General features: G+C 70.9%; 20 protein-coding genes and 1 riboswitch. Of the genes, 6 read left to right on the forward strand and 14 right to left on the reverse strand.

The features are described from left to right. Nucleotides 1-182: 182 nt before the first annotated feature. The 7 genes from AC07OZ_RS21285 to thiC form a co-directional block, all read right to left on the reverse strand. Entirely contained in the window at nucleotides 183-1,868 is a 1,686-nt protein-coding gene (locus AC07OZ_RS21285) for an MFS transporter (RefSeq protein ID WP_495469074.1), read from the reverse strand. Between the two features lie 116 nt (nucleotides 1,869-1,984). Continuing rightward, the gene (locus AC07OZ_RS21290) at nucleotides 1,985-3,031 is read right to left on the reverse strand and encodes an acyltransferase family protein (RefSeq protein ID WP_495469075.1); all 1,047 of its coding nucleotides are present in this window, start codon (nucleotides 3,029-3,031) and stop codon (nucleotides 1,985-1,987) included. A gap of 266 nt (nucleotides 3,032-3,297) precedes the next feature. Continuing rightward, a complete protein-coding gene (locus tag AC07OZ_RS21295; RefSeq protein ID WP_495469076.1) occupies nucleotides 3,298-4,839 on the reverse strand; it encodes a bifunctional hydroxymethylpyrimidine kinase/phosphomethylpyrimidine kinase in 1,542 nt (513 codons plus the stop codon). A 194-nt stretch (nucleotides 4,840-5,033) separates the two neighbouring features. Beyond that, a complete protein-coding gene (locus tag AC07OZ_RS21300; RefSeq protein WP_495469077.1) occupies nucleotides 5,034-5,855 on the reverse strand; it encodes a thiazole synthase in 822 nt (273 codons plus the stop codon). Nucleotide 5,856: 1 nt separating this feature from the next. Further along, nucleotides 5,857-6,075 carry a sulfur carrier protein ThiS gene (gene thiS, locus AC07OZ_RS21305; protein WP_495469078.1) on the reverse strand — a complete coding sequence of 73 codons (219 nt, stop codon included), beginning with the start codon at nucleotides 6,073-6,075 and terminating at the stop codon, nucleotides 5,857-5,859. Then, nucleotides 6,072-7,130 (reverse strand): FAD-dependent oxidoreductase, encoded by a 1,059-nt coding sequence (locus AC07OZ_RS21310; protein WP_495469079.1) that lies wholly within the window; start codon nucleotides 7,128-7,130, stop codon nucleotides 6,072-6,074. The genes thiS and AC07OZ_RS21310 overlap by 4 nt, the downstream gene beginning before the upstream one ends. A 5-nt stretch (nucleotides 7,131-7,135) precedes the next feature. Then, nucleotides 7,136-9,076, reverse strand: a complete 1,941-nt coding sequence (thiC, locus tag AC07OZ_RS21315) for a phosphomethylpyrimidine synthase ThiC (protein WP_495469080.1) — start codon at nucleotides 9,074-9,076, stop codon at nucleotides 7,136-7,138. A 147-nt stretch (nucleotides 9,077-9,223) separates the two neighbouring features. Then, a riboswitch (TPP riboswitch) is annotated at nucleotides 9,224-9,360 on the reverse strand. Between the two features lie 248 nt (nucleotides 9,361-9,608). Between thiC and AC07OZ_RS21320 the strand changes: the two genes are divergently transcribed. Next, on the forward strand, nucleotides 9,609-10,478 hold the full coding sequence (locus AC07OZ_RS21320) for an energy transducer TonB (RefSeq protein ID WP_495469081.1): 870 nt from the start codon (nucleotides 9,609-9,611) through the stop codon (nucleotides 10,476-10,478). A gap of 52 nt (nucleotides 10,479-10,530) precedes the next feature. Here the strand turns inward: AC07OZ_RS21320 and AC07OZ_RS21325 are convergent, their stop codons facing one another. After that, nucleotides 10,531-11,472, reverse strand: coding sequence for a LysR family transcriptional regulator (locus AC07OZ_RS21325; protein ID WP_495469082.1), 942 nt, complete (start codon nucleotides 11,470-11,472; stop codon nucleotides 10,531-10,533). 153 nt (nucleotides 11,473-11,625) lie between these two features. On the opposite strand from AC07OZ_RS21325, the gene AC07OZ_RS21330 reads away from it, so the two are divergent. After that, entirely contained in the window at nucleotides 11,626-12,252 is a 627-nt protein-coding gene (locus tag AC07OZ_RS21330; RefSeq protein ID WP_495469083.1) for an FMN-dependent NADH-azoreductase, read from the forward strand. A gap of 150 nt (nucleotides 12,253-12,402) precedes the next feature. Continuing rightward, nucleotides 12,403-13,275 (forward strand): pirin family protein, encoded by an 873-nt coding sequence (locus AC07OZ_RS21335; RefSeq protein WP_495469084.1) that lies wholly within the window; start codon nucleotides 12,403-12,405, stop codon nucleotides 13,273-13,275. Nucleotides 13,276-13,357: 82 nt separating this feature from the next. Here AC07OZ_RS21335 and AC07OZ_RS21340 read toward each other — a convergent pair whose 3' ends face one another. Further along, nucleotides 13,358-13,519, reverse strand: a complete 162-nt coding sequence (locus tag AC07OZ_RS21340) for a hypothetical protein (RefSeq protein ID WP_495469085.1) — start codon at nucleotides 13,517-13,519, stop codon at nucleotides 13,358-13,360. A gap of 442 nt (nucleotides 13,520-13,961) precedes the next feature. Between AC07OZ_RS21340 and AC07OZ_RS21345 the strand changes: the two genes are divergently transcribed. Then, complete coding sequence (locus AC07OZ_RS21345) at nucleotides 13,962-14,963, forward strand: hypothetical protein (RefSeq protein ID WP_495469086.1); 1,002 nt, start codon at nucleotides 13,962-13,964, stop codon at nucleotides 14,961-14,963. A gap of 73 nt (nucleotides 14,964-15,036) precedes the next feature. Then, nucleotides 15,037-18,261 (forward strand): hypothetical protein, encoded by a 3,225-nt coding sequence (locus tag AC07OZ_RS21350; RefSeq protein WP_495469087.1) that lies wholly within the window; start codon nucleotides 15,037-15,039, stop codon nucleotides 18,259-18,261. On the opposite strand, the gene AC07OZ_RS21355 is transcribed toward AC07OZ_RS21350, so the two are convergent. From AC07OZ_RS21355 to AC07OZ_RS21365, 3 genes are all read right to left on the reverse strand, one after another. After that, nucleotides 18,245-19,207, reverse strand: coding sequence for a pirin family protein (locus AC07OZ_RS21355; protein WP_495469088.1), 963 nt, complete (start codon nucleotides 19,205-19,207; stop codon nucleotides 18,245-18,247). The two genes, AC07OZ_RS21350 and AC07OZ_RS21355, sit on opposite strands and share 17 nt — an antisense overlap. Continuing rightward, nucleotides 19,204-19,557, reverse strand: a complete 354-nt coding sequence (locus AC07OZ_RS21360) for a MerR family DNA-binding protein (RefSeq protein WP_495469396.1) — start codon at nucleotides 19,555-19,557, stop codon at nucleotides 19,204-19,206. Before AC07OZ_RS21360 ends, AC07OZ_RS21355 begins: the two co-directional genes overlap by 4 nt. A gap of 125 nt (nucleotides 19,558-19,682) precedes the next feature. After that, on the reverse strand, nucleotides 19,683-21,941 hold the full coding sequence (locus tag AC07OZ_RS21365) for a heavy metal translocating P-type ATPase (RefSeq protein WP_495469089.1): 2,259 nt from the start codon (nucleotides 21,939-21,941) through the stop codon (nucleotides 19,683-19,685). 238 nt (nucleotides 21,942-22,179) lie between these two features. On the opposite strand from AC07OZ_RS21365, the gene AC07OZ_RS21370 reads away from it, so the two are divergent. Continuing rightward, entirely contained in the window at nucleotides 22,180-22,374 is a 195-nt protein-coding gene (locus AC07OZ_RS21370) for a heavy-metal-associated domain-containing protein (protein WP_495469090.1), read from the forward strand. Nucleotides 22,375-22,416: 42 nt separating this feature from the next. Here the strand turns inward: AC07OZ_RS21370 and AC07OZ_RS21375 are convergent, their stop codons facing one another. Both AC07OZ_RS21375 and AC07OZ_RS21380 read right to left on the reverse strand, forming a co-directional pair. Further along, nucleotides 22,417-24,633, reverse strand: coding sequence for a xanthine dehydrogenase family protein molybdopterin-binding subunit (locus tag AC07OZ_RS21375; protein WP_495469091.1), 2,217 nt, complete (start codon nucleotides 24,631-24,633; stop codon nucleotides 22,417-22,419). Between the two features lie 2 nt (nucleotides 24,634-24,635). Beyond that, nucleotides 24,636-25,106 (reverse strand): (2Fe-2S)-binding protein, encoded by a 471-nt coding sequence (locus AC07OZ_RS21380; protein ID WP_431260473.1) that lies wholly within the window; start codon nucleotides 25,104-25,106, stop codon nucleotides 24,636-24,638. Between the last annotated feature and the right edge of the window lie 502 nt (nucleotides 25,107-25,608).

Genomic DNA, 25,608 nt, shown 5'->3' on the forward strand with positions numbered 1-25,608 from the left:
CGCGGTGCCGGACGCGGAGGTCGCCGCCGCCGGTGCCGGTGCCGAAGTTGATGTCGGTGTCGACGGCGGTGACGGTGGCACGCGGCCGGAGCCTTCACCGTCGGCCGGCAGCGGTAGATCGGCGCCTGCCGTGCTCGCGGAGGACGGGGCCAGTGCGGGAGGTGTCGGCGCGTTGCTCATGGTCATGCGGGCGGTGACTGGGCCGGAGAAGGAAGGGCGTGCGCGGCGCGGCGTTCGGCGAGCCGCTTCGTCAGCGCGGTGCGACCGAGCAGCGCGAGCAGCCACAGCAGGAAGGCGACCGCGGTGACCGCGCTGAACATGAAGACGTCGTTGTACGCGCGGACGTTGGACTCGCGCCGCGCGACGGCCGCGAGTTGCGCCGCGCCCTGCGCGGAGCGCAGCACCGGATCGCCGACGACGGCGCCCAGCGCCGCCGATTGCTGCGCCAGGCGCGTCGCGACCATGGGATCGGTGCGGTCCATCGTCGCGACCAGCGAGGCGGAGAACTCGTGCTCGCGCACCAGCTGGTAGGTGTTCAGCACGGCCGATCCGACGAGGCCGCCCATCGTCTGCGTGATCGAGAACATCACCGAGAACGTGACCATGTACGCCGGTCCGTTCTTCAGCGCCTGGCCGATGCCGATCAGCATCAGCGGCCCCATGAACATCCCCGCGCCGATCGACAGCAGGAACTGGCTCGCATAGAAATCCTGCGGCCGGTCGAGGCTGGTGCGGTGATGGTCCATCAGCCCGGCGATCGCGAACAGCACGATGGACAGGAGGATCTGCGGCACCAGCGTCTTCGGCGTGAAGCTGATCGAGCAGGCGAGGATGCCGATGATCATCCCGGCCAGGATGACGGCGAACAGCGGCTGGAGCTGGTCCGGCCCCATGCCCTGCGCGCGCAGGAAACCGACGGCGCCGACGGACTGCTCGGCGGTCAGGAAACGCAGGATGACGCCGCCGATGACGAAGCGCAGCGTGGCGCCGTTGGCGAACCAGCGCGTCTGGATCAGCGGGTTGGCGCGGTGGTGCTCGACGGACACGGCCGCGACGATGAGCAGCAGCGCGGCGATCAGCAGCCAGCCGAGCCAGCGCGCGTCGAACCACCAGTGCAGGTAGCCCTGGACCAGCACGGCGCAGATCATCGCGACGGCAGGCGCCATCAGCGCGAAGGTCAGGAAGTCCAGCGGCTCGAAGACCTTGATCTGCACGCCGGGCGGCAGCTTGAGCACGACGACGGCGGCGAAGCTGCACAGCGCGAGGCCGGCTTCGAACAGGTAGAGGTTGTGCCAGGTGCCGCCGCCCTGGTCGAGCAGCGACGGCGAGACGACCCACGCGAGCGGCGCGGCGAGCTGGCCGATGCCCACGCCGATGACCATCATCTTGCCGGTGTGCGTGCGGGGCATGCTCTGCAGCATGTAGAGCAGGCAGAGCGTGGAGCAGGCCGCGCCGGCCAGGCCGCTGGCCGCGCGCACGATCAGCGTGGTGGCGAAGCTGCCGACGAACAGGTGCAGCAGCGTGAGCACGGCGTAGACGCCGAGGCCGATCTCCGCGAACCAGCGCATGCCGAACTGCTGCCGGCACTTGAAGACGAGCAGGTTGGCCGTGACGTTGACCATCACGTAGGCGGCGGAGATCCACGCGCCTTCGGACGGCGTCAGGCCGAGCTGGCCCTGCAGGACGGGCAGGTTGGCGGAGACCAGGCCGTTGCCCAGCGCGCCGGTGATGCCCACCAGGATGGCCACCAGCGCATAGGCCGCGCGCCGCCACGGCGGATGCCACGGCATGGACGGCGAGCCCGGCATGCTGGGCTTCTCGTGTTCCTGCCAGTCGGGGACGGGCGCGAGGTACTGGGGCGTGGCCACGGCGGAACGCTGCTCCTGTTCCACGCAGGATGAGCCCGCGCGGGCACGGCTGGGGTCAGGAGTTGCACCGATGGCCGCCGGAACGGCGGGCGGTCAGCGGGTGCGGGACCGGCCCATTATTCAGCAGCGGCAGGGGGCGGGGACTCCCGGATGGGGGAGGGCGCCGGCGCCGCGCGTTGCGGCCGCTCGCCGATCATCCATCGGCCCCAGGGCCAGCGGCCGAGCGCGGCGGTCAGCGCGATCGAGCCGATCAGTCCCGCGACCAGTCCGGCCGTGAAGAGCACCGGCAACTCGTCGACGCCGACCCTCTGCAGCGCGATCCGCGACGCCGCGGTGAAGACGGGATGGAACAGGTAGATGCCGAAGGACCAGGCGCCGATGAAGGCCAGCCAGCGCACCGCGGGGCCCAGGCGCAGCAGCAGCAGGCACGCGCACAGGCTGACGGTCAGGCGCTCGATGCCGGGCGCGTCCGGATTGGGCGCGCGCGTCGCGGCCCAGCCCAGCATCAGGACGGCGGGCACGATCACGATCGCGACGGCCAGCCGGGGATTCGTCGTCATCGCCGGGAAGCGACGCGCCGCCACGCCCAGCAGGAAGAACGGCAGCAGGAAGGTGGCGCCGTTCAGGCCGAAGTGGACGGGCAGCGGCGCCCACACGTGCAGCATCATGGCCGCGAGGAGGACGGCGAGGAAGCCCTCGGCGCTGTCCAGGACCCGGCTCCGTTCCAGCACGGCGGTCAGCATGAAGATGAGGAAGAGCGATTCCAGGAACCAGTAGTGCGCCACCGGGATGATGTGCAGCAGGTGCCACGCCGTCACGCTGCCGTTGGTGCCGCCGCTGGTGCCGCCGTTGGTGCCCGACATCGCGGCTTGCAACAGCGCGAAACCGGTGCCGACCACCAGCATCGGCACCAGCAGCCGCCGCACCTTGCCCGAGGCGAACGGGCCGATCTCGCCGCGCAGCGGCCGCAAGGCGTAGACCATGCCGGACAGGAACGAGAACAGCGGCATGCGGACCAACGCGAGGAAGTCGTTGATCCGGGCGGCGATGTGGTCGTCGGCCAGGCGCAATCCGGTGTCGCGGTCACCGCCGATGACGTGATAACTGACCAGCAGCAGGCACGCCAGTCCGCGCAAGGTGTCGAGTCTTTGCCGACTGTGCAACGGCTTCTCCCTGAATCGTGAAGACGTCGTTTTCGTGAGGAGAAGACGGCGTCAAAAAACGATCGTAGGAGCGTGAAGGCTTCGCGGTGGAACTCTGGAGAGGAGAAGCGCTGCGCGTCGCGCACAGTGGCGACACGGGACGTGCGCCAACGAGCCCTCACTGTGCGGTGGCGAACATCATTCGTCCGCGATCCGGACGGCGGGCCGACGGATTCCGGAGGTCGAGCTCATCGCGGCAGCGCGGAGCAAGCGGGCGGCGATGCGCTTCACCTCAACCGCCCGTTCGCCACCATCTCCTCCGCCGCCCGCACGAGGCACATGGCGGCCGCGCCGGTGGCCAGGCCGGCGCGCCACTGGCGCTCCTCCAGCACCCCGCCGATGCCGACCACCGGCACGCCCGCCATGCGTGTCCACCACCGCAATTGCGCCAGCCCCTGCGGCAGCCACGGCATGGCCTTGGTCGTCGTCGGCCACAGCGGGCCGCAGGCGATGTAGTCCGGCGCCACGCCGCGCGCGCGGGCGAGTTCCCACAGGTTGTGGCTCGACAGCCCCAGGCGCACGCCGTGCCGCGTGCGGCGCTGCTGCAGATCGTCGCGATCCTCGCCGCCCATCCCGGCCCAGTCCTCCTGGCCGAGGTGGATGGCTCGCGCGCCCTCTTCGAGCGCCAGCCGCCAGTGATCGTTGATCCACAGCGTCGCGGAGCGGCCGGCCATGTCGCGGACCGCCTCGCGGATCGCCGCGCGCAGCGTGTCGTCATCGGCCGACGGGCTCCGCTTGATGCGCAGCTGCAGGTGTTCGAACTGGCCGCTGAGCGCCAGCGCCGCCACACGCTCCGGACGTTCCGTGATCGCATACAGGCCGGTGGCGAAGGGCGCCGGACGGCGCGCCGCCGGCCACAGCACCTCGCGCCAGCGCGTCAGCGTCGCGCGGTCGGGCGCGGTGTCGTCGTCGAAGCCCATCACCGGCATCGCGCGCGGGTCGTCGACGAAGCGCCGGTCCGGCCGGAGCGGTCCGGCGCCGGCGCCCGCCGCGTGGCCGTCGCGCAGCGCGCTCCAGGTGAGCATCTTGGCGAGGATCACCGCGTCCGGCACCGCGAAGCCGCGCGCCAGCGCCGCGGCCGCCGCGGTCGCGAAGGTGCAGCCGCTGCCGTGGTGATGCGGCGGTCCGCCGTTGCGCCCGGACAGGCGAGGCAAGGCGATCCATCCCGTTGCCAGCGCGCTGTCTAGCCAGTCCATCGCGAGTCCGTCGACCTGTGCCGCATCGTCGCCGCCGGTGATGCAGACGGCCTGTGCGCCCATGCCGCGCAGCATCGCGGCCAGTTCCGGCACCGGCAACTGGCCTGCCGCCACGCCGAGCAGCCGCTCCGCTTCCCGCCGGTTCGGCGTGATCAGTGCCGCGCGCGGGACCAGTTGGTAGCGGTAGGCGCCGAGCAGATCGTCGTCGCAGAACGCCGCGCCGCCCGCGCTCGCGCCGAGCACGGGGTCGACGACCAGCGGGGCCTCGCCGATCTGCGCCAGCAGGGCGTCGACGGCCGCGGCGCTCGCGAGCAGACCGGTCTTGACGACGCGCGGTGCCAGGTCTTGCCGCAGCGCGCTCAACTGCGCGCGCACCTGGCTCGCGGGAAGCGGGAACACCGCATTCACCCCTTGCGAGTGCTGCGCCGTGACCGCCGCGACGACGGGACACAGATGGACGCCCATTGCCGCCGCCGCGCGCGTGTCCGCGCTCAGGCCCGCGCCGCCGCCGCTGTCGGTGCCGGCGACGCTCCAGATCACGGGCGGCGCCGGATCGTCTGTCCATGGCGTCAATGTGAGCAGGTCTGGATCGAGGGTCGCCGCCCAAGGTCCCGGCAGGCTCGGATGAGGCACCAGCGGCGACGGCCACCTCGCGGCGGAGGGCTCGCGCCGGTCATTGCCGTCGTTCCGCGGCCCCCGATCCGATCGAGGGTCTCGTTCGAGCGGATCGCCGCGTTCGATGTGTTCGCTGAGCCCGTTGAATTCGTTCATGCGTCCCCCAGCAGGAAGGCGTGGCCGCTGACCGGCGTGCTCGCGACCGCGAAGGCCTGCGGCGCCATCAGGCCCGCGTGGAAGGCTTGCCGCCCGGCGCGCACGGCGTCGCCGAATGCACCGGCCATCGCCACCGGATCGCCGGCCTGCGCCACCGCGCTGTTCAGCAGCACGGCGTCGAAACCCAACTCCATGGCCCGCGCGGCCTGCGACGGTGCGCCGAGGCCAGCGTCGATCACCAGCACCGTGTCGGGCAGGCGCTCGCGCAGGGTGCGCAGCCCGTGCAGGTTCAGCAGGCCCTGGCCCGAGCCGATCGGCGCGCCCCACGGCATCAGCAGCGGACAGCCGGCATCCAGCAGCCGCCGGCCGAGGATCAGGTCCTCGGTGCAGTAGGGGAAGACGATGAAGCCTTCGCGCACCAGCTCCGTCGCCGCTGCCACGAGTTCGAAGGGATCTGGTTGCAGCGTGTGGTCGTCGCCGATGACCTCGAGCTTGATCCACGCGGTGCCGTAGAGCTCGCGCGCCATGTGGGCGAGCTGCACCGCCTCGCGCGCGCCGCGGCAGCCGGCGGTGTTGGGCAGCAGGCGTGCGCCCTGTTCGCGGCCCACGGCGAGGGCCTGGGCCAGCGCGCCGTTGTCGCCCGCCTGCAGCGTGCGCTTGAGGCCGACCGTCAACAGCTGCGAGCCCGACGCGCGGATCGCGTCGCACAGCGTCGCCGGACTGGGATACCCGGCCGTGCCGAGGAAGAAGCGGCTGTCGAGCGCGACACCGTCGATCCGCAGCGGATCGGAAGGGAACTGAGGGATGGGGAGCGGCACGTCAGCCTCCGACGATCGGTTGGAAGAAGAGGACGACGTCACCGTCGTTGAGCGCCGTGTCGGCGCGCGCGTCGCGCGGCACGAAGCGGCCGTTCAACGCGGTGGCCACGGCGGCGGCCTCGCGCCGTTCGAGTTCGAGCAACTGCGCCAGCGTCGCGCCGGCGGGCATCGCCACGGCGCGGTCGTCGAGCCGCACGGTGATCGGGGGGAGGGCGGTCATGGGGAGGTCTCCAGGAGAGGGACGGCCAGTCCGGCCGCATCGAGTAGCCGCTCGACCAGCGCCGGCGCCAGCAGCCAACCGTGGCGGTACAGGCCGTTGAGCCGCAGCAGGCCGGGCTCGTGATGCGTGAAGGGCAGGTTGTCCGGCAGCGCCGGCCGGAGATGCCGATCGAGCCGCACGATGCGTGCCTCCGACAGCGCCGGCAGCACGCTCTGCGCCGCAGCCATCAGCTCGACGGCGGAGCGCAGCGAGACCGGACTGCGGTCCTCGCTCTCGATCTCGCTGGCGCCGACCACGATCTCTTCGTCGGAACGTGGCACGAGATAGACGCGATGCCGCGGATGCAGAAGCCGGACCGGTCGACGCAGGCCGTGTCCGGGCAGCGACAGCGTGACGATCTCGCCGCGCACGCCGCGCAGCGCGAGCGGCGGCCGCGCACCGAGCCCACGCGCATCGATCGCCCAATCGCCGCGCCAGTGCCCGCCGTCGGCGAGGTGCAGCTCGCCAGGCAACACCTGGTCCACCGCCCGCGACCAGTGCCATCGCGCGTCCTCCGCGCCGGCGTGCAGCGCGGCCATCGCCGGTACCGGCGCGATGAGACCTTCGCGCGGAAGCAGCCAGCCGCGCAGCCCCGGTGCGAGCATCGGCTCATGCGCGCGCAGCGCGCCGGCATCGAGCGGCTCCGCGCCCGGCATGCGCAGCAGCGCGCGCTGGGCCGCGCCGAGATCTGCGCGATGCGACAGCAGCAGGCTGCCGTCGATGCGCAGGGGCACGGGCGTCGAGACGGGCTCCGGCCGCGACAGTGCGGCGACGATGCCTGGCCACAAGGCGAGCGAACGCCAGCCCAGCGCGGCGATCTCCGCGCCGCCCTGCTCCTGCTCGGCAAGCGGACTCAGCATGCCGGCCGCGCTGAACGCGGCCGCGCCCTGCGCGTCGAACGCGGGCTCGGGACCGAGCGACGCGTCGAAGACCTCGACACGATGCCCGGCCCGCGCGAGCGTCCACGCGAGCAGCCGTCCGGCGAGCCCCGCCCCGGCGATGGCGATCGCGGCCATCGCGCTCAGGCCTGGCGGATCGGGATGTAGAGCTCGCCGCCGCCGGCCAGGAACTCGGCGCTCTTCTCCCGCATGCCCGCCAGTGCTTCGACGTCGGCCTCGGCGTGCGCGCCATGACCGTCGGCGCCGCCGTTCGCGGCCAGCTGCGCGCTGTACTCCCGCACGTCCTGCGTGATCTTCATCGAGCAGAACTTCGGCCCGCACATCGAGCAGAAGTGCGCCACCTTCGCGCTGTCCTTGGGCAGCGTCTCGTCGTGGAACTCGCGCGCGGTCTCGGGGTCGAGGCCGAGGTTGAACTGGTCCTCCCAGCGGAACTCGAAACGCGCCTTCGACAACGCGTCGTCGCGCGCCCGCGCCGCCGGATGGCCCTTGGCGATGTCGGCCGCGTGCGCCGCGATCTTGTAGGCCATCAGCCCCTGCTTGACGTCGTCGCGATCCGGCAGCCCCAGATGTTCCTTGGGCGTCACGTAGCAGAGCATCGCGCAGCCGAACCAGCCGATCATCGCGGCGCCGATGCCGCTGGTGATGTGGTCGTAGCCCGGCGCGATGTCCGTGGTCAACGGGCCCAGCGTGTAGAACGGCGCCTCGTCGCAGTGCTTGAGCTGCTCGGTCATGTTGGCCTGGATCATGTGCATCGGCACGTGCCCCGGGCCTTCGATCATGGTCTGCACGTCGTGCTTCCACGCGATCTTGGTCAGCTCGCCCAGCGTGCGCAGCTCGGCGAACTGGGCCTCGTCGTTGGCGTCCGCCAGCGAGCCCGGCCGCAGTCCGTCGCCCAGCGAGAAGCTGACGTCGTACGCCTTCATGATCTCGCAGATCTCCTCGAAGTGCGTGTACAGGAAGTTCTCGCGGTGGTGCGCGATGCACCACTTCGCCAGGATCGAGCCGCCGCGCGACACGATGCCGGTGCGGCGCTTGACCGTCATCGGCACGAAGGGCAGCCGCACGCCGGCGTGGATGGTGAAGTAGTCGACGCCCTGTTCGGCCTGCTCCACCAGCGTGTCGCGGAACAGCGCCCAGGTCAGGTCCTCGGCCACGCCGCCGACCTTCTCCAGCGCCTGGTAGATCGGCACGGTGCCGATGGGCACGGGGCTGTTGCGCAGGATCCAGTCGCGCGTCGTGTGGATGTTGCGGCCGGTGGAGAGGTCCATCACCGTGTCCGCGCCCCAGCGCGTCGCCCACACGAGCTTTTCGACCTCTTCTTCGATGCCCGAGCTCACGGCGGAGTTGCCGATGTTGGCGTTGACCTTGACCAGGAAGTTGCGGCCGATGGCCATCGGCTCGACTTCCGGATGGTTGATGTTGGCCGGGATGATGGCGCGGCCGCGGGCGATCTCGTCGCGGACGAACTCGGGCGTGATGATCCCCGGGATCTGCGCGCCCAGGCCCTGGCCGCGCAGACGCTGTTCGCGCTCGGCATCGGCGAGGTACTCGTGCATCCAGGCACGGCGGCCGTTCTCGCGGATGGCGACGTACTCCATCTCCGCGGTGACGATGCCGCGGCGGGCGTAGTGCATCTGCGTGACGTTGGCGCCGGATTTGGCGCGACGGGGCGGGCGCGTCAGCGCGGCGCTCTGCGCGCGCAGGGCGTCCTGCTGTGCCGCTTCGCGCAGGCCGTCGTCGAAGAGCTGGATCGGGCGACCGGAGTAAAGCTCGGTTTCGCCGCGCGATTCGACCCAGGCGGCGCGCGTGGCCGGCAGGCCGCGGCGCACGTCGGTCGCGACGGCGGGGTCGGTGTACGGGCCGGAGGTGTCGTAGACCGCGAGGCGTTCGCCGTTGGTCAGCGCAATCTCTCGCAGCGGCACCCGCAGCTGCGGATGCAGCACACCGTGCTCGTGCGTCTTGGTCGACGCGGGCAGCGGGGCGCGGCTGGCGGCGAGGCGGTCGTGAAAGGTCGCGCTGTCGTTGCCGTGGTGGTGGCCGGCGCTGGGGGTCAGGTCGTTCATCGGGTTCTCCGGTTGGGCGCCGGAGGCTGGACCGATGGGGACGCGGGGCGTTCGGAACAGACCCCTTCCTGGGCAGGGCGCACGGGGGCGGTGCGGGACCGCGTGGCATCGGTGCGGGCCGGGAGGCTCGCGATTCGCCAAGGTGCGCCTGGAAGGGCGGGCTCTTCTTACGCCGGTACGAACCGGATCAAGTTCAGCGGGTCCACGGCTTCATCGCCATGTCTCAGCCCGTGTCGTCGATGCGCGGAACGCGTCGCCGACCCAGGGCTCCCCGGAGCAGGCCCGCAGTATAGGTCCGGTCCCGCGACGGGCCGGCGCAGACGTGAAGTCTTCGACGGAAGGCCGATGTCAAGGGCCTTCCGAGGTGCTGTTACATCCTGATTCCGGGGAAACACCGAGGCAGGGTCACCCGGGTGACTTCTTACACTGCGGCGCTCATGCCGGGGCGCGAAAGAACCACAGCAACAGCAGTAGACAAGACCGGCGTTGTCTCCAAAAGAGAGCAACCAAGCGCAATCGAGAGGGTGGAGTGATGAGCAGCCGTAGTCTCCCGAGCGTCCGACGCCACGGCCTGGCCAGGTGCCAGGTCTTGATCCAGGCGTCGATCCAGGTCTTGAGCCTGAGCCTGGTCGCGATGGGCGCGCAAGCGCAGACCGCGCCACCCGCGCAGGGCACGCCCGCGACGGCCGCCACGGCCGCCGCGCCGGTCGATCCGAAGGCCGCGATGAGCGACGTCGATCGCGCCAAGCGCGACGCCGACAAGGTGTTCCAGTGGATCAAGTTCCACGCGGAGAAGGGCGAGAAGAAGCCCGCGCACGAAGCCAAGGCCGAAGCGCCCAAGCCGGTCGCCCGACCCGTGGCCACGGCCGCGCCGGCCCCCGCGCCGGTGGCGCGCCGCCAGGAACTCGATCCCGCCGCCGAGCGCGCGCTCGCGGCCCGCAACGCGCAGGACGCCGCGCCGGTGCCAGTCGTTGCGTCGGCCTCGCCCGCGCCCGTGGCGATCGGCCAATCCACCGCGCAGACGATCGCGCCGCCGTCGTCCGTGCCGCAGCCGATGTCGGAGGCACCGGCGCCGCAGGTCGTGTCGATGGCCGCGCCGTCGACCGCCGCGCCCGCCGGCAGGGCGCCCGAACCGGAGCCCGACGACGAACCCGTGCCGCTGAAGCTGCTGCGCAAGGTCGACCCCGAATACCCGCGCAGCTTGCTGGCGCAACAGCGTGCCGGCTCGGTGCTGGTGCAGTTCACCGTCCGTCCGGACGGTTCGGTCGACGGGGCGCAGGCCTTGCGCTCGCCGGATCGCAAGCTGAGCACCGCCGCGATCAACGCGGTCAAGCAATGGCGCTTCGGGCCGATCCCGGCGCCGCGCCAGGTCAGCGTGGAGATCGGCTTCCAGGTCGAGTGACGAGGGGCGGCGGGCGACCTGCCCGCGCCGCTCGACAGACGCCGCGCGGCGTCTACATCCCGTACATCGCTGCCTGATCGAACGGCGTCAGCGCCGCCGCCATCGCGTCCAGGAACAGGCGCGTGCGCAGCGGCATCAAGCGGCGCTGCGGGAACACGGCCCAGCAGGTGGACGGTTCCGCGCACCAGTTCGGCAGCACGCGCAGCAGCTCGCCGCGGTCGACGAAGGACTGCGCATACTGGTTGCCGACCCAGGTGATGCCCAAGCCCGCGCGGGCCATCTGCAGCAGCATGTCCGGCGCGTTGACCAGCGTGCGGCTGTCGGGCACGCCGACCCATTCGATGCGCTGGTCCGCCTGCCCGTCGACGATGCCGAACAGACGCCACGGCAGGGGCTCGCCGGCGCGGCTCAGGATCATCAGGCCGTGCATGCTCAGCAGCCCTTCGGGCAACTGCGGCTCGCCGTGCCGCTGCAGGTAGGCCGGCGACGCATACAGGCCGCTGCTGAACATCGCCATGCGCCGCGCCGCGAGCTGGCTGTCCGGCGGCAGCTGGCCCATGCGCACCGCGATGTCGAAACCCTCGGCGATCAGGTCCACGCGCCGCGGCGACAGATCCAGCTCCAGCTGTACTTCCGGGTAGTCGCCGACGAAGCGGCTCAGCATCGGCGTCAGCATCTGGTGGGCGAAGTCCGCCGGCATCGACACCCGCAGCCGCCCCGTCGGTCGCTGCTGCCGATGCAGCGCCAGCGCGAGCGCGCCGTCCACCTCGCCCGCCAGCACCCGCGCGTGCTCCAGCACGCCCTGGCCGAACTCGGTCAGCGTCAGGCGCCGCGTGCTGCGCTGGAGCAGCTTCTCGCCGAGCCGCTCCTCCAGCGCCGCGATCCGCCGCGACACCGTCGACTTGGGCAACTGGAGCCGCTCCGCCGCGCGGCTGAAGCTGCCGCTTTCGATCACACGGGCAAAGACCAGCAGGTCATCGGCATCGAGGCTCATGGGGTGGGGCGCTTCCGGGGCAATTGAATTGTTCGTCGAATGGAACAATCTTATCCAGTACGACGTCTTCCGGTGCTGCCTGGGGATCAATAGAGTTCACTCCATCCCATCACACCCCGGCTGATCCAGCCGAAACGCCCGGAGAAACGCACCATGAACATCCTTCAGATCAATTCCAGCGCCCGCCGTCTGCATGAAGGCCAGGGCTCGGTCTCGACCCTGCTGGCCAATGAGGTCGTCGCCGAACTGGTGGCCCGCAACGCCGGCGCCACGACGGTCGTCCACGATCTGGCGGCGCGTCCGCTGCCGGCGATGGACGAGGCCACCCTCGGCGCGCTGTTCACCCCGGCCGACAGCCGTACCCAGGCGCAAGCCGACCGCGTGGCCTTCAACGACCAGTTGATCGCCGAACTGAAGGCGGCCGACGTCATCGTGCTGACCGCGCCCATGATCAACTTCGGCGTGACCTCGCAGCTGAAGAACTGGATCGACTCGGTCGCCCGCGCCGGCGCCACCTTCAAGTACGGCGCCAACGGCCCCGAAGGCCTGGTGACCGGCAAGAAGGTCATCGTCGTCAGCACGCGCGGCGGTGTCTACCGCGGCCAGCCGGCCGACAACATCGTGCCGTACCTGCAGCTGACGCTGGGCTTCCTCGGCATGACCGACGTGAAGTTCGTGCTGGCCGAAGGCCTGAACATGGGCGAGGAAGCCGCGGCCAAGGGCCTGGCCACCGCCCGTGAAGAGATCGCCGCGCTGTTCGGCGAAACCCAGCCGGCCTGAACGCCGACTGCGGCGCAACCGGCCTGATAGACCGCGCGCGCCCTCCACGGGGCATGGGGGATCCCTCCTGGACCCCCAAGCCCCATGCCGGGCCGGCAGCACTCGCTGCCGGCCGGCAAACCAACCGATGACACAAGGAAGGAATCCATCATGACCGCCGCCACCCCTGTCACCACTCTTCGGACGCCCCGCCAGGTCGAGCGCCTGGTGCAGGGCAGGGCCACCAGCGACGGCGCGGGCGTCAAGCTGACGCGCGTGCTGACGCAGGACCTGCAGCGGCGGCTGGATCCTTTCCTGATGCTGGATGCCTTCGGCACGGACAACGCCGACGACTACATCGCCGGCTTCCCCGACCATCCGCATCGCGGCTTCGAGACCGTGACCTACATGCTCGAGGGCCAGATGCGCCATCGCGACTCGGCGGGCAATGAAGGCCTGCTCGGTCCCGGCGGCGTGCAGTGGATGACCGCCGGCCGCGGCGTCGTCCACGCGGAACTGCCCGAGCAGCAGGAAGGCCGCATGGAAGGCTTCCAGCTGTGGCTGAACCTGCCCGGCCGCGACAAGATGCGCGACCCCTGGTACCGCGACATCGCCAGCACGGAGATCCCCGAACTGACGCTGCCGGGCGCCACGGTGCGCGTGATCGCGGGCGAGAGCCACGGCGTGGCCGGCGCGATGCAGCGCGAGGTGACGCAGCCGATCTACCTCGACGTGCATCTGGCGCCCGGCGCGACCTTCGAGCAGGCGATCCCGTCCACGCACAACGCCTTCCTGTACGTGTATCGCGGCGCGTTGCGCTTCGACACCGGTTGCCTGGTGCCGAGCGGCCGGATGGCGATCCTCGCCAACACGGCGGGTGCGGACGGTGCCCGGTTGACGGCGTCGGACGACGGTGCCCGCGCGATCCTGATCGCCGGTCAGCCGATCGGCGAGCCGATCGCCCAGTACGGCCCCTTCGTGATGAACACCGAAGGCGAACTGCTGCAGGCCGTGCGCGATTTCCAGGCGGGCAAGTTCGCCTGAGGAGGGGGCTCGGTGCCGCGGGTTCGGCACCGGCCCGCTTTTCGCCGGAACCAGAACGGCGCTGCATGAACTGAGGCGACTCCTACTTTTCTGGAGCCGCCATGTATCGCCAGTCCATTGCTTCCAGCGACGCCGCGGCGTCGTCGACGACGTCGATCACCGAGACCGACGGCCTCGACGAGGCATCGAAGTCGCGCCTGATCCAGCTCGCCAGGCAGCCGCAGCAATACTTCGCGACGGACATGACGCTTGACGCGTTCAGGCATTGGCCGGACTTTCAGAAGGCACGGGAAGAACTGTTCCGCGGCCTCCTGTGGCTGAAGACCTTGCTGACCGGGGACGGCGAGGTGCGCACCGTGAGGGACGCGATCGCCAGCGCCACGCCGGGCCTGAGCCGCCCCGATCCCCCGATCACGTGGGATCAGGTCGATCTGTACGGGCGGGGCAAGGGCGCATTGAGATTCCTGTGCGAGTTGCTGGAGAAGGACCAGCGACCCAGCACGGTGGCGGCGGCCTGCCGCAAGTTGCGCCCGGCATTTGACGCCAGGGGCGGATCGGATGTGTCGGAGGCGTTCGCGGAAGCGGTCCTCGCAGTGACGGAGCAGCCTTCCCGAGCCCCGCGCCGTGGCGACGCGGCACTGCCGACATCGAGGCCCGCGGCACCGCGGTCTGCCTCATCTGCAGGCATGGCGAAGCCGATGGTCCAGGCACCGCCCGCCAGCGCCGCAGAGGCGCCGCCGACGTCAGGCGATGTGGGGCTGGCCGCGGCTCTGGGGCGCCTCGGCATCGACGGTGTCCGACAGCGCTGCGCGCAATTGAGCGACAACCTCGATCGCCTGGTCGACTTCGTGCCGCCGGAGACGCACCCCTCGCTGCGGGACCGTCTGAACGCCCTGCGCGACGCCCATGCAACACCGCCGGATCGCTTTCTCGACCTTCATGCCGAGATGCTCGAAGGGGGGAACCTGGTGCTGACCTTGCTCTGCGACAAGCTGGAAGAACTCAGCTTCACCAAGCGCCAGGCGGTGTTCGATCGTCTGACGACGGAGGTGTCTGGAGAACGCCCGTACTTCGACCAGGTCTCCAGGTTCGTCAACGTTCTGATCGCAGCGGAAAGCATCGACGCGGCCGTGGAGAACCCGAATCTGGACGAACGCCGCGGCCGCTTCAAGGCATGGGCCGCGCCTCTGCTGCAGGCGTCGAGGTTGACGCGCGATGAAGTCAGCGATGGCATGGAGCTCCTGGGTCTGTACGAGGTCGACACCGTCCCCGATGGCCCGCGTCCGTGTATGCATCCCGTCTACAACAACGCGGCGTGGCAGGCTTGCCTGGGACGCCCGCTCAGGCCGGCCGAAGTTCCGGCGCTGGCGGACCCCGGTGTCGTGGATCTGGCTCTGGCCCTGAAGGGGCTGAAGAAGCGTTGTGATGACCTGATCGCGGACCCGGCCAAGCTCGAGGAGTTCTCCGCCGCCTGGCTGGCGAAGAAGCCTTCCGGCGCCCAGGATGACCAGGTCGTCGCCCTGCAGCGGGAAGGCGTGGACGCATTGCGGCGCATCGAAAAGCATCTGGCCAGCCCGGGCGACCGCAAGGAGAAGCAGGAGATGCTGTTGGCGCTGATGAACGAGATGGCAGCGTCCGCCGAACCGGCCGCCGTGCTGATCCGCCATGCCCATCGAACGGCTGCCTGAACCGATGTCGACGGTGTAGGCAGAACCCGAGCGGGGCACGACAAAGCGGGGCTCGTTCCTCCGGTCGTGCCGCATGACGTCGTTCCTCGCCACCCCTTCGCTCCCGCCCGACGGCGCTTTCGATCCGCACTTCGGGTTTTCGCCCGGCATCGAGCCGGACCTGCCGCGCGTTGCGCAGGACGAGGGCGTCGGTGTCGGCGGCCCGGCGCCGATCCTCGCCTCGGCCTGCGCCGACCTGTCCGCCGGCGCGAGGGCGCTGGGCGCGGCACGTGAAGCGGCACTGTTCGCCGACCTGCCGACACGCACCGGCGATCTCGAAGACCCGGCGTCGGAGTCCGATCGCAAAGCCTTTCTGCATGGCGAGGGCGCGGGCCTGCTGCGGGCGCTCGCGCGGCTGGCCGTCGAGCCGGGCATTCCCGTGCCGCTGCGGCGCGAGCAACTGGCCCTGGCCGCCGAAGCCACCGGCTTGTGTGTCAGGGGTTGCGTCACCGCCTTGCGCAGCGCGGTGCACCGGCTGGGCTGCGCCGCGGGCGGTGCGACGCAGGCGGCCGCGCTGCGTCGCGCCGAACTGGTCCGGCAGACCCTGATCGAGGTCGTGCGCGCCACGGTGGGCCGTGATCCGGCCGAGGGCCCCCGGGCGCTCGCGAACTACGAATCGCACTACGTCACCGCGCTGGAGCAACGGTTGCACCTGCCGCTCGCCGAGGACCAGCCCGACGACCGCTTCTACGATGCCGGGACGCTGGCGCCCGACGTCGTCAGGCGCGCCCGGGCCGCCTTGCGGCAGCGCGTGACGCCGACGACGGTGGCGCGCTCGCTCGCCGAAGAGGCCCTGGTGCGTCTGCGTGAGCGGCTGACCGCGATGGGCGTGGACCTGACGCGCGTGTGGCCGGCGACGCCTGCCCAGCAGGCGGCGATCGACGAGGAGATCGAGGCGATCGAGCGCGTGCTGGGACCGGTGGATCGCTGGGCCCTGTTCCATGAGGACGCCGACAGCGGTCGGGCCGGCCTGCTCGCACATCCGGACTGGCTGGCCGTCCAGGTGCTGCTGAACCTCATGGACAACGGGGCGCTGCCGACAAGCACGATCAACACGCGCCTCTCCTGGTCGGCCGCCGACGGCCCCCGCCGGCTGCGCCAACTGGGCGAGGGGCTCTGGTGGGTGCAGACCGGACGCGCGGAGGCCTTCGATCCCGGCGAGGCCCTGCCGGTGCGTGTCCGTCACCTGCGCGACCTCGATCACGAGGAGAGTCGCGGCTCACCGCATCGCCTGCGTCTTGGCGAGGCGGAGCGCGAGGGCCTCGCGCGGATGCCGATCCTGGTCGATGCCGAGGACGCGCTGCGTTGGATCGCCCCGCATTGGCTCGTGAACGATGAACTGGCCGGCATCTGGTGGCGACGGATGGGCGAGGCGCGCTGCAAGGACTGGCTGCGCCGCTATCGGGTCGATGGTCTGCCGGCGGATCTTCGTCACCGGTTGATGGTCGCCGCGGACGACGCCGGCCAGACCTGGGCGTTTGACCGCCTGATGCCGAGGAAGGCCCACGCCGCGGCCCGGGCCTGGCTGGCGTGTGACGCCACCGGTCTCGTGGCCGGTGCGGTCCGCTGCGACGATGTCGTGCGTCTGCAGCGCTGGCTGGTCCTGCTGCAGGTCGCCGCGCCCGCCCTGACCGCCCGGCAGCGAGGGCAGGCGCTGGTGGCCCGCGACGACCACGGGCAGTCCGCGCTCGTGCGCGCCATCAGCCGTGCGGACGGCGCGGACACGCTGCGCGAGTTGATGGACACGATGCTGGTGATCCGCGCGCATCCGCGACCGATGCCGCTGCCGCTGGTGCCGCCCTTCCATGAGATTCTGGCGGGGGGCGATGCCGAGTCCCTGGGGGCCATCGGCGTGGCGCTCGCGGAAGGCCGGGCCGCGTCGCTGCGCGTCTTCCTGAATGCCGTCGACGTGGCCCACGAACGCAGCGTGCTGACGCACCCGGAGGTCCGGGCGCTCCTCATGGGCCTGGACGCCGGGGACGGACCCGAGCATTGGCGCGGGCTGGGACTCGCGATGGCGCGCAACCACGCCGAGACGGTCGAGGTCTGGACGGGGGTCTTGAACCGCATGACGCAGCAGGGCGTGCTCGGCGACCGCGACCTCTTCCATGCCCTGAAGGTGAATCGCGTCGACGACTCGGGCGTCTATCACCAGGCGATGGCGGCGGGATCGTGCGAGGCGGCCGCCTGCTATCGCGCCGCCCTGATCGCCGCGCGGAAGGAGGGTCTCCTGTCGCGCGACGAGGTGAGCCGGCTGCTGCTCGGGAACGGCGACGAGCCGCATGCGCCGTCGCTGGCCGCGGTCGCCGGCCATGCGCGCGCGCTGGAGGAACATCTGTGGGACGAACTGAACGTGCTCGACCTCGGGCACTTCTTCGATGTCGAGGACCGCGTGCATGCGCGCTGGTACCGCCGGGGCGGGCACATCGCGATCGGCGCGGCGATGCGGCGCGGTCCACCCGCCGTGGTGGAGGTGCTGACCCGGTACGCGCTCGCACTGCAGCGTTGCCATTGGCGGCGGGCGTTGTTTCCGTCCTTCGAGGGTGTGCCGGGCGAGATGCCGGCCCTTGGTGTCGCCGTGGCGGCGGCCCGGTTCGACGTCGTGGACCTGTGGCTGGCTGCGCTGATGCGAGGCGTGGCACACGGCTGGATCGGCCACCGTGACATGCTGGCGCTCATGGCGGCGAAGGACGGCGGCGGCGTGTGTCTCTTCCACCTGGCGGCGTTGGTGCTGGATCCCGTCCCGCTGCGCGAGTTCCTGACGCTGATGGTCGAGACCGTCCGCCCGGTGCGGCTGCGTTCGCCGGATCTGAGACGTCTGTTCGGGCCCGGCCGGCACCAGCCGTCCCCGCTCGCGGTGGCGCTGCTCGACAACCGGGCCGACTCGGTGCGGGAGATCGGCCTGTGCCTGCTGCGGTTGCGCGGCGCGGGCGCCCTGGCTCCGCGCGATCTGCATCGTCTGCTGGGCCTGCGGGGCTGGTCCCGCAGATGGGGACGCAAGGCGCCGCGCCCGACACCGTTGCCCGGCAAGCCGCATCCCGCTGCCGCGATCGACGCCTATGCCGCGATCATCCGGTCCACCGTCGGCAGTGGCTGGGTGGATGAGCCGCGCGCTCACCGCTGGCTGCAGGCATGGCGGACCGTGCCAGGCTCGGCATCGTCGTCCGCCACGACTACCGGGACGCCGACGCCGGCCGTCCCACCGCCTGATGCGGCGTCCGGTGCGACCTCCGGCGCGGGGTTTAGTGCGGGGTCTTGAGCGGCGGCACGACAGGCGCCAGCAACCGGGGGCCGTCGAATCCGTGCACCTCGCCGAACCGGCCGCCGTCCTCGCGGCTGTTCCATTCCTCGGCGTAGCCCTGCATCTCCTCGCGCGTGCGGCCGACGAAGTTCCAGAACAGCAGCACCGGCTCGCCGAAGGGCGGGCCGCCGAGCAGCAGCGCACGGCTCTTGCCGCCGCCCGACAGCAGCTTCAGCGACTGCGCGCCCGGCGCGATGTAGAGCAGCTCGCCGGGCTGGCTCGCGCCGGTGGATTCACCGTCAAGCGTCACCGACAGTTCGCCCTCCAGGACCATCAGCCCGTACTCCTGATCGGGATGCAGCGGGATCGTCGCCTCGGCCGCGCGCGTGGCGCTCAGGTCCACGCCCAGCAGCGGCGTGTGGCTGGGCACCGGTGAGCGATGACCGCCGAACTCGCCGACCAGCAGCATCGTCTCGAAGCCGCCGGTCGCGAACGACGGCAAATCAGGGAAGTGCTCGAAGGCCGGCTCGCGATGCCGCACCGCGTCGGGCAACGCGATCCACAGCTGCGCGAGCTGCAGACGGTTGGACTGCGACTCCTCCGTGTGGCTGATGCCCCGGCCCGCGGTCATCAGGTTCACCTGGCCGGGCCGCAGCATCTGTTTGGAGCCCAGGCTGTCGCGGTGCAGCACCTCGCCCTCGATCATCCAGCTGAAGGTCTGCAGGCCGGTGTGCGGATGCGGGCCGACGCGCATCGCGTTCTCCGGCGTCAGGTCGGCCGGGCCGGCATGGTCGAGGAAACACCAGGCGCCGATCATGCGGCGCTTCGGTGTGGGCACCGCGCGCCGGATCGTCAGGCCGCCGACGTTGCCGAGGTGCGCGCTGATGCGCTCCCATCGGGCGGGGACGGGGTCGGCGGGGTGGCCGGCCGCGGGGCCGTGGTCGGGATCGAGGGGGGCGCTCATGGGGTGGCTCCTTGTGCGAGGTCGTCGAGGATGGGGCAATCGGGGCGGTCGTCGCCGTGGCAGCAGTGTGCAAGCTCGGCCAGCGCGCGGCGCATCGCCTGCATCTCGGCCATGCGGCGGTCGAGGTCGGCGATGTGCGTCTCCGCGATGCGCTTGACCTGGCCGCTGGCGCGGCGGCGGTTCTGCCAGAGCTTGAGCAGCTCGGAGATCTCCGCCATCGAGAAGCCCAGGTCACGCGCGCGGCGGATGAAGCGCAGCGTGTGCACCTCCTTCTCGCCGTAGAGGCGGTAGCCCGACTCGGTGCGGGCCACGGGTGGCAGCAACCCCAGCGACTCGTAGTGGCGCAGCATCTTCGGCGACACGCCGGAGCGCTCGGCCGCCTGGCCGATGGTCAGCGGCGCACCGTCCGCAACGACTGCGGCGGCGGTGTTGGCCGAGGAGGCGCGGGCGGTGGAGGCCCGGGCAGAAGAAACAGTCATCGCGCGGATCCTTTCCAGCGCTTGAGCAGCAGCGCGTTGCCCAGCACCGAGACGCTGGACAGCGCCATCGCGGCGCCGGCGATCACCGGGCTCAGCAGCCCCAGCGCCGCCAGCGGCACGCCCAGCAGGTTGTAGATGAAGGCCCAGAACAGGTTCTGGCGGATCTTCGCGACCGTCGCGCGCGACAGCGCGATCGCCTCCGCGACCAGCCGCGGATCGCCGCGCATCAGCGTGATGCCGGCCGCTTCCATCGCGACGTCCGTGCCGCCGCCCATGGCGAGGCCGACGTCCGCGGCGGCCAGCGCCGGCGCGTCGTTGATACCGTCGCCCACCATCGCCACGTGCGTGCCGTCGGCACGCAGTTCCGCCACGATGCGGGCCTTGTCCTCGGGTAGCAGTTCGGCGCGAACCTCATCCAGCCCCAACGCATCGCCCGCGGCCTTCGCGGCCGCGGCGTTGTCGCCGCTGAGCATCAGCGTGCGCAGGCCCAGCGCCTTCAGATCGGCGATCGCCGCAGCCGACGACGCCTTGGCGCGGTCACCGAACGCGAGCATCGCCAGCAGCACCGGCGCGCCGGGACCGTCGGCGGCGGCCAGCCACGACAGTGTGCGGCCTTGCGCGAGCGCTGCCTGGGCGCGCGCTTCCAGCGGCGACAGGTCGACGCCGAGCTCCGCCATCCAGCGTCCGCTGCCCAGCATCAATGCGCGGGCCTGGACGCGGCCTTCGATGCCGCGTCCCGCGATCGCGCGCACCGCGGCGGCGGGTGCGGTCGTGAGCGCGCGCTCGAAGGCGGCGTCGCGCACCGCGCGGGCCAGCGGATGTTCGCTGCCCATCTGCAACGCCGCCGCGAGGCCGAGCGCATCGGCTTCGCCCATGCCGGGCACCGCGACGAAGTCCGTCAGGCGCGGCTTGCCTTCGGTCAGCGTGCCGGTCTTGTCGAACACGACCAGCTCGACGCGCCTCGCCTGCTCCAGCGCCTCGGCGTCCTTGATCAGCAGGCCGCGACGCGCGGCGACACCGGTGCCGACCATGATCGCCGCGGGCGTCGCCAGGCCCAGCGCGCAGGGGCAGGCGATCACCAGCACGGCGACGGCATGGATCAGCGCGCGTTCCCAGTCGCCGGTGGACAGTCCCCATGCCAGCAGCGTCACCGCCGCGATGACCAGCACCGCCGGCACGAACACCGCACTGACCTGGTCCACCAGCCGCTGGATCGGCGCCTTGTGCGCCTGCGCGGATTCGACCAGGCGGACGATCCGCGACAGCGTGGACTCCGCGCCCAGCGCGGTGACCTCGACGAGCAGCAGGCCGTCGCCGTTGACCGCGCCGCCCACGACGCGATCCCCCTCGGCCTTGTCCACCGGCAGGCTCTCGCCGCTGATCAGCGACTCGTCGACGGCGCTGCGGCCTTCGCGGATGCGGCCGTCGGCCGGAATGCGCTCGCCCGGACGCACGACCATCAGATCCTTCAACTTCAGTTGCGCGAGCGGAACGTCGACCTCCGTCACGGCGCCGGCGGGACCGCGGCGCACCCGCGCGTTCTCGGGACGCAGTTGCTTCAGCGCGGCGATCGCGCTGAGCGTCTGGCGTTTCGCGCGGCCTTCCAGCCACTTGCCCAGCAGCACCAGCGTGATGACGGCGGCGGCCGATTCGAAGTACAGCGCCGTGCTCATCGGTCCTTGCCGGAAGAGCTCGTACACGCTGAGGCCATAGGCCGCGCTGGTGCCCAGCGCGACGAGCAGGTCCATGTTGCCGCTGCGGTCCTTCAGCGCGGCCCAGCCGGCGCGGTAGAAGCGCGCGCCGAGCCAGAACTGCACGGGCGTCGCCAGCGCCAGTTGCCACCAGCCGGACAGCATCCAATGGGCGCCCCACGCCATGGCGACCATCGGTGCGATGAGCGGCAGCGTCAGCAGGGCGGCGGTCAGCACGGGCCACCCGGTCGCGGCCCAGGGCGGCGGGGGAGGTGGCGTGTCGTCGTCGGCGACGATTTCGTGTGCCTCGTAGCCGGCCTTGGTGATGGCGGCGATGAGCGCGCCGGTGTCGATGCCGGCTTGCGTGCGCACGGTGGCGCTTTCCGTGGCGAGGTTGACTTCGGCGTTGTCGACGCCGGGCACCTTGCGCAGGGCGCGTTCGACGCGGTTGACGCAGCTGGCGCAGGTCATGCCCGACACGGCGAGCTGGCGCTCGCCGGCCGCGGCACCGGCAGCGCGGACGGCACCGGCGGGTGTGAGGGAGGGGGTGGTGGCGATGTTCATGGCGTCAGTCTCAAGCTTGCCATGATGGGAAGGTCAAGGCCATGCCCCGAATGGGAGATTTCGCCAAGGCCCGATCGACTCGGTGGTCCGGTCGGAGGGATCCGGTGCCGGCCGACCGATTTGCGGAACATGTGCAGCGTATGAGGGCGGCCGGCACCGGATCCCGCAGACGCGCTTGACCTTGCCATCGTGGCAAGGTTTACGCTTCGGCCTGTCGATTGATCCGAAGGAGTCTGACATGCATGAATTCAAGCTTCCCGACATGAGCTGCGGCCACTGCCTGGCTGCCGTGACCGAGGCGGTGAAGGAGGCCGACGCCCACGCCGAGGTGGACGTCGACCTGCCGCAGAAGACGGTGAAGGTGGAGAGCGGCCTGAGCCGCGAACAGCTGGCGGGTGTGCTCAGCGAGGCCGGTTATCCGCCGGCCTCCTGAGCGCGCGACAGGCCCGGGGCCTGCCGGATCAGGCCTGCTGGATCAGGCCTGTTTGAGCGCTTCGCTGTCGAACGGCAGCTGGCGCAGCCGCTTGCCTGTCGCCGCGAAGATCGCGTTGGCGACGGCCGGCGCGATCGGCGGCGTGCCCGGTTCGCCGATGCCGCCGGGCGCTTCGTTGCTTTGCACGATGTGCACGTCGACCTTGGGCATCTCATTCAGACGCAGCACCGGGTAGTCGTGGAAGTTGCTCTGTTCCACCTTCCCGTCCTTGAACGTGATGCGTCCGTACAGCGCGGCTGACAGCCCGTAGACCACGGCGCCTTCGATCTGGCGGGCGATCGTCTGCGGATTCACGGTCTGGCCGCAGTCGACGGCCGCGGTCACGCGATGGACCTTGATGCCGCCGTCCTTGGCCACGGAGACCTCCGCCACCTCGGCGACCCAGGTGCCGAAGCTTTCCGCCACCGCGATGCCGCGATGCCGGCCCTTGGGCAGCGCCCGGCTCCAGCCGGCCTTCTCCGCGGCCAGCAGCAGCACACCCCGGGCGCGCGGATGTTTCTCAAGCAGCGCCAGCCGGTACTTCAGCGGATCGGCCTTGGCCGCGTGCGCGAGTTCATCGATGAAGCTCTCGATGAAGAACGCGTTCTGCGAATGTCCCACCGAGCGCCAGAACCACACCTGCGGCCCCGGCTCCGCGCGGCCGTAGGCGATGCGCTGGTGCGGGATCTCGTAGGGATGGTCGGCCAATCCCTCGACCGCCATCGAATCGACGCCGTTCTCCGGGATCTTCATGAAACCCGACGCGGCCATGATGGACGGACTGGCGACATCGGCGCGCAGCATCAACGGCTGGCCCTTGTCGTCGAGTCCCGCCTCGAAGCGCACGCGCGACGTCGGCCGGTAGTAGCCGGCGGCCATGTCGTCCTCACGGGCGTAGATCAGCTTGACCGGGCTGCCGCTGAGCTTGGACAGCAGCGTCGCGTCGATGGTGAAGTCCGGCGCGAAGCGGCGGCCGAAGCCGCCGCCCAGCAGCATCGTGTTGACCTTCACCTTGGCCGGCGTGACCTGCGCGACCTGTGACAGGATGCCCTGCGCCGGCCCCTGGCTCTGTGTGCCGGCCCAGATGGTGACCTCGTCGCCCTTGACCCAGGCCAGACAGTTCAACGGCTCCATCGCGGCGTGCGCGAGGTAGGGCACGTCGTACTGCGCGCTCAGGTTGCGCGCGGCGTTGGCGCTGCCGTCCTTGACGTTGCCCACCTCGTGCGCGATCGCGGTGGCGTTCTGCAGGCCTTCGTCGAGCGTGCTCGAGACCTTGTCCGACGACAGGTCCGCATGCGTGCCCAGGTCCCATTCGATGCCGAGCGCGTCGCGGCCCTGCTTGGCGGCCCAGTAGCCGTCGGCCAGCACCGCCACGCCCGACGGGATGGTGATGACCTTGCGCACGCCCTTGATGGCCTTGGCCTTGCCTTCGTCGAAGGCCTTGGGTTTGGCGCCCGCGATCGGCGCGCGCGCCATCACCGCGACCAGCAGGCCGTCCACATGCGCGTCGATGCCGAACTTGGCGGTGCCGTTGATCTTGGCCGCGCTGTCCAGACGGCGCGTCGGCTTGCCCATGATGCGGAAGTCCTTGCGGTCCTTCAGCGCGGGCTTGTCCGGCACCGCTTGCTTCGCGGCGGCGCCGACCAGCGAGCCGTAAGTGGCCTTGCGACCGTTCGGGCCGATCACCTGGCCGCGCTCGGTGCGCAGCGACGCGGCGTCGACCTGCCACTGCTGCGCCGCCGCGGCGACCAGCATCTGGCGCGCCGCGGCGCCGGCCTGGCGCACCGGCGTCCAGTGCGCGCGCACCGTCGTGCTGCCGCCGGTGGCCTGCATGCCGAACATCGGGTTGTTGTAGGCCGCGTCCGCGGGTGCCTGCTCGACGGAGACCAGCGCCCAGTCGGCGTCGAGTTCCTCGGCCACCATCATCGGGATCGCGGTCAGCACGCCCTGGCCCATCTCGGCCGAACCGCAGACGACGGTGACCTTGTTGTCGGGCGTGATGCGCAGCCAGGCGTTGGGCGCGAAGGTGTTGGAAGCGCTGCCGCCCGTCTGCGCCAGTGCCGCGCGACCGGCGGCCAACGGCAGCGCGAAGGACACAGTCAATGCGGCGCCGCCCTTGAGCAGCGAACGGCGGCTCGGCGAGGCGGGAGCGGCGGGGGCGACCGCGCCAGCGGCGGCCGGGAACGCGGACGTTCCGTCCTTGTTGAAGAGGGTGTCCATGCTCAGCCTCCCTTCGCCAGCGTGGCCGAGGCGTCGTGGATCGCCGCCCGGATCTGGTTGTAGGTGCCGCAGCGGCAGACATTGCCGCTCATCGCGCCGTCGATGTCGGCGTCGGTGGGCTTCTTCTTGCCGGCCAGCAGCGCGCAGGCGCTCATGATCTGGCCGCTCTGGCAGTAGCCGCATTGCGGCACGTCGATCTTGAGCCACGCGTGCTGCACCGCGCGGCCGGCGGGCGTGGCGCCGACGCCTTCGATCGTGGTGATCTTCTTGCCGGCGGCCGCCTCGAGCGGCGTCTGGCACGAGCGGACGGGCTGGCCGTCCAGGTGCACGGTGCAGGCGCCGCACAGCGCCATGCCGCAGCCGAACTTGGTGCCGGTCAGTTGCAGGTCTTCGCGCAGCGCCCACAGCAGGGGCATCTGCGGATCGGCATCGAGCGTCACCGCCTTGCCGTTCACGGTCATCGAAATGGACATGGGGGTTCCTCCTGGGGACGCCTGGGCGGATCCGTCGCGCCCGGGCCTTCTGAAAGGGGGTCGGGTCTTGCGGCGGGGGTGCGCAAGCGTATCGCTTTCGAACTTCCAGCGTGCGGGGCCAGGTCTTGAGGGGGCGATGCCCGCCGAAGTCGTCGACCCTTCGGGGGAACCCGGAAGGGTTAACTCGAATGAAAGGGCGCTCAGCGCACCTTCATGGTGCCTTTTCGAGGCCAGAGGGTTTTCCCTTCCTGGCACCGTTGCCACGCCCCATTTCCGCGCCTTCTTCGCCCGCTTTCCGGGCAGTGGGGCGTTGGTCGCCCACTAATGCGAAGAGTGAATGCTGTGAGGTGAACGATTGTTGCTGTTTTGCAATGGATGACGACGGACAGGGGGGAGGGGGCTGCCCAGAATCCGCCCCCTCGCGCCCCCCGGGAGATCCCCTGGGCGCGACCCGGCGAGTCCACCCCGCTGCCGGTCTCCTCGGCCGGTGCCACCCATCCGG

This window comes from Roseateles sp. GW821-FHT09G03 (genome assembly GCF_059416045.1).

Excerpts from the sequence above, each read along its gene's own strand:
- AC07OZ_RS21325 (WP_495469082.1), bottom strand. The coding sequence starts at position 11,472 with ATGAGCCTCGATGCCGATGACCTGCTGGTCTTTGCCCGTGTGATCGAA.
- AC07OZ_RS21340 (WP_495469085.1), bottom strand. The coding sequence starts at position 13,519 with ATGTCCGTCGCGAAGTATTGCTGCGGCTGCCTGGCGAGCTGGATCAGG.
- AC07OZ_RS21360 (WP_495469396.1), bottom strand. The coding sequence starts at position 19,557 with ATGCTGCGCCACTACGAGTCGCTGGGGTTGCTGCCACCCGTGGCCCGC.
- AC07OZ_RS21320 (WP_495469081.1), top strand. The coding sequence starts at position 9,609 with ATGAGCAGCCGTAGTCTCCCGAGCGTCCGACGCCACGGCCTGGCCAGG.
- AC07OZ_RS21345 (WP_495469086.1), top strand. The coding sequence starts at position 13,962 with ATGGCGAAGCCGATGGTCCAGGCACCGCCCGCCAGCGCCGCAGAGGCG.
- AC07OZ_RS21335 (WP_495469084.1), top strand. The coding sequence starts at position 12,403 with ATGACCGCCGCCACCCCTGTCACCACTCTTCGGACGCCCCGCCAGGTC.
- thiC (WP_495469080.1), bottom strand. The coding sequence starts at position 9,076 with ATGAACGACCTGACCCCCAGCGCCGGCCACCACCACGGCAACGACAGC.
- AC07OZ_RS21330 (WP_495469083.1), top strand. The coding sequence starts at position 11,626 with ATGAACATCCTTCAGATCAATTCCAGCGCCCGCCGTCTGCATGAAGGC.
- AC07OZ_RS21310 (WP_495469079.1), bottom strand. The coding sequence starts at position 7,130 with ATGGCCGCGATCGCCATCGCCGGGGCGGGGCTCGCCGGACGGCTGCTC.
- AC07OZ_RS21365 (WP_495469089.1), bottom strand. The coding sequence starts at position 21,941 with ATGAACATCGCCACCACCCCCTCCCTCACACCCGCCGGTGCCGTCCGC.
- thiS (WP_495469078.1), bottom strand. The coding sequence starts at position 6,075 with ATGACCGCCCTCCCCCCGATCACCGTGCGGCTCGACGACCGCGCCGTG.
- AC07OZ_RS21350 (WP_495469087.1), top strand. The coding sequence starts at position 15,037 with ATGACGTCGTTCCTCGCCACCCCTTCGCTCCCGCCCGACGGCGCTTTC.
- AC07OZ_RS21355 (WP_495469088.1), bottom strand. The coding sequence starts at position 19,207 with ATGAGCGCCCCCCTCGATCCCGACCACGGCCCCGCGGCCGGCCACCCC.
- AC07OZ_RS21370 (WP_495469090.1), top strand. The coding sequence starts at position 22,180 with ATGCATGAATTCAAGCTTCCCGACATGAGCTGCGGCCACTGCCTGGCT.
- AC07OZ_RS21380 (WP_431260473.1), bottom strand. The coding sequence starts at position 25,106 with ATGTCCATTTCGATGACCGTGAACGGCAAGGCGGTGACGCTCGATGCC.
- AC07OZ_RS21375 (WP_495469091.1), bottom strand. The coding sequence starts at position 24,633 with ATGGACACCCTCTTCAACAAGGACGGAACGTCCGCGTTCCCGGCCGCC.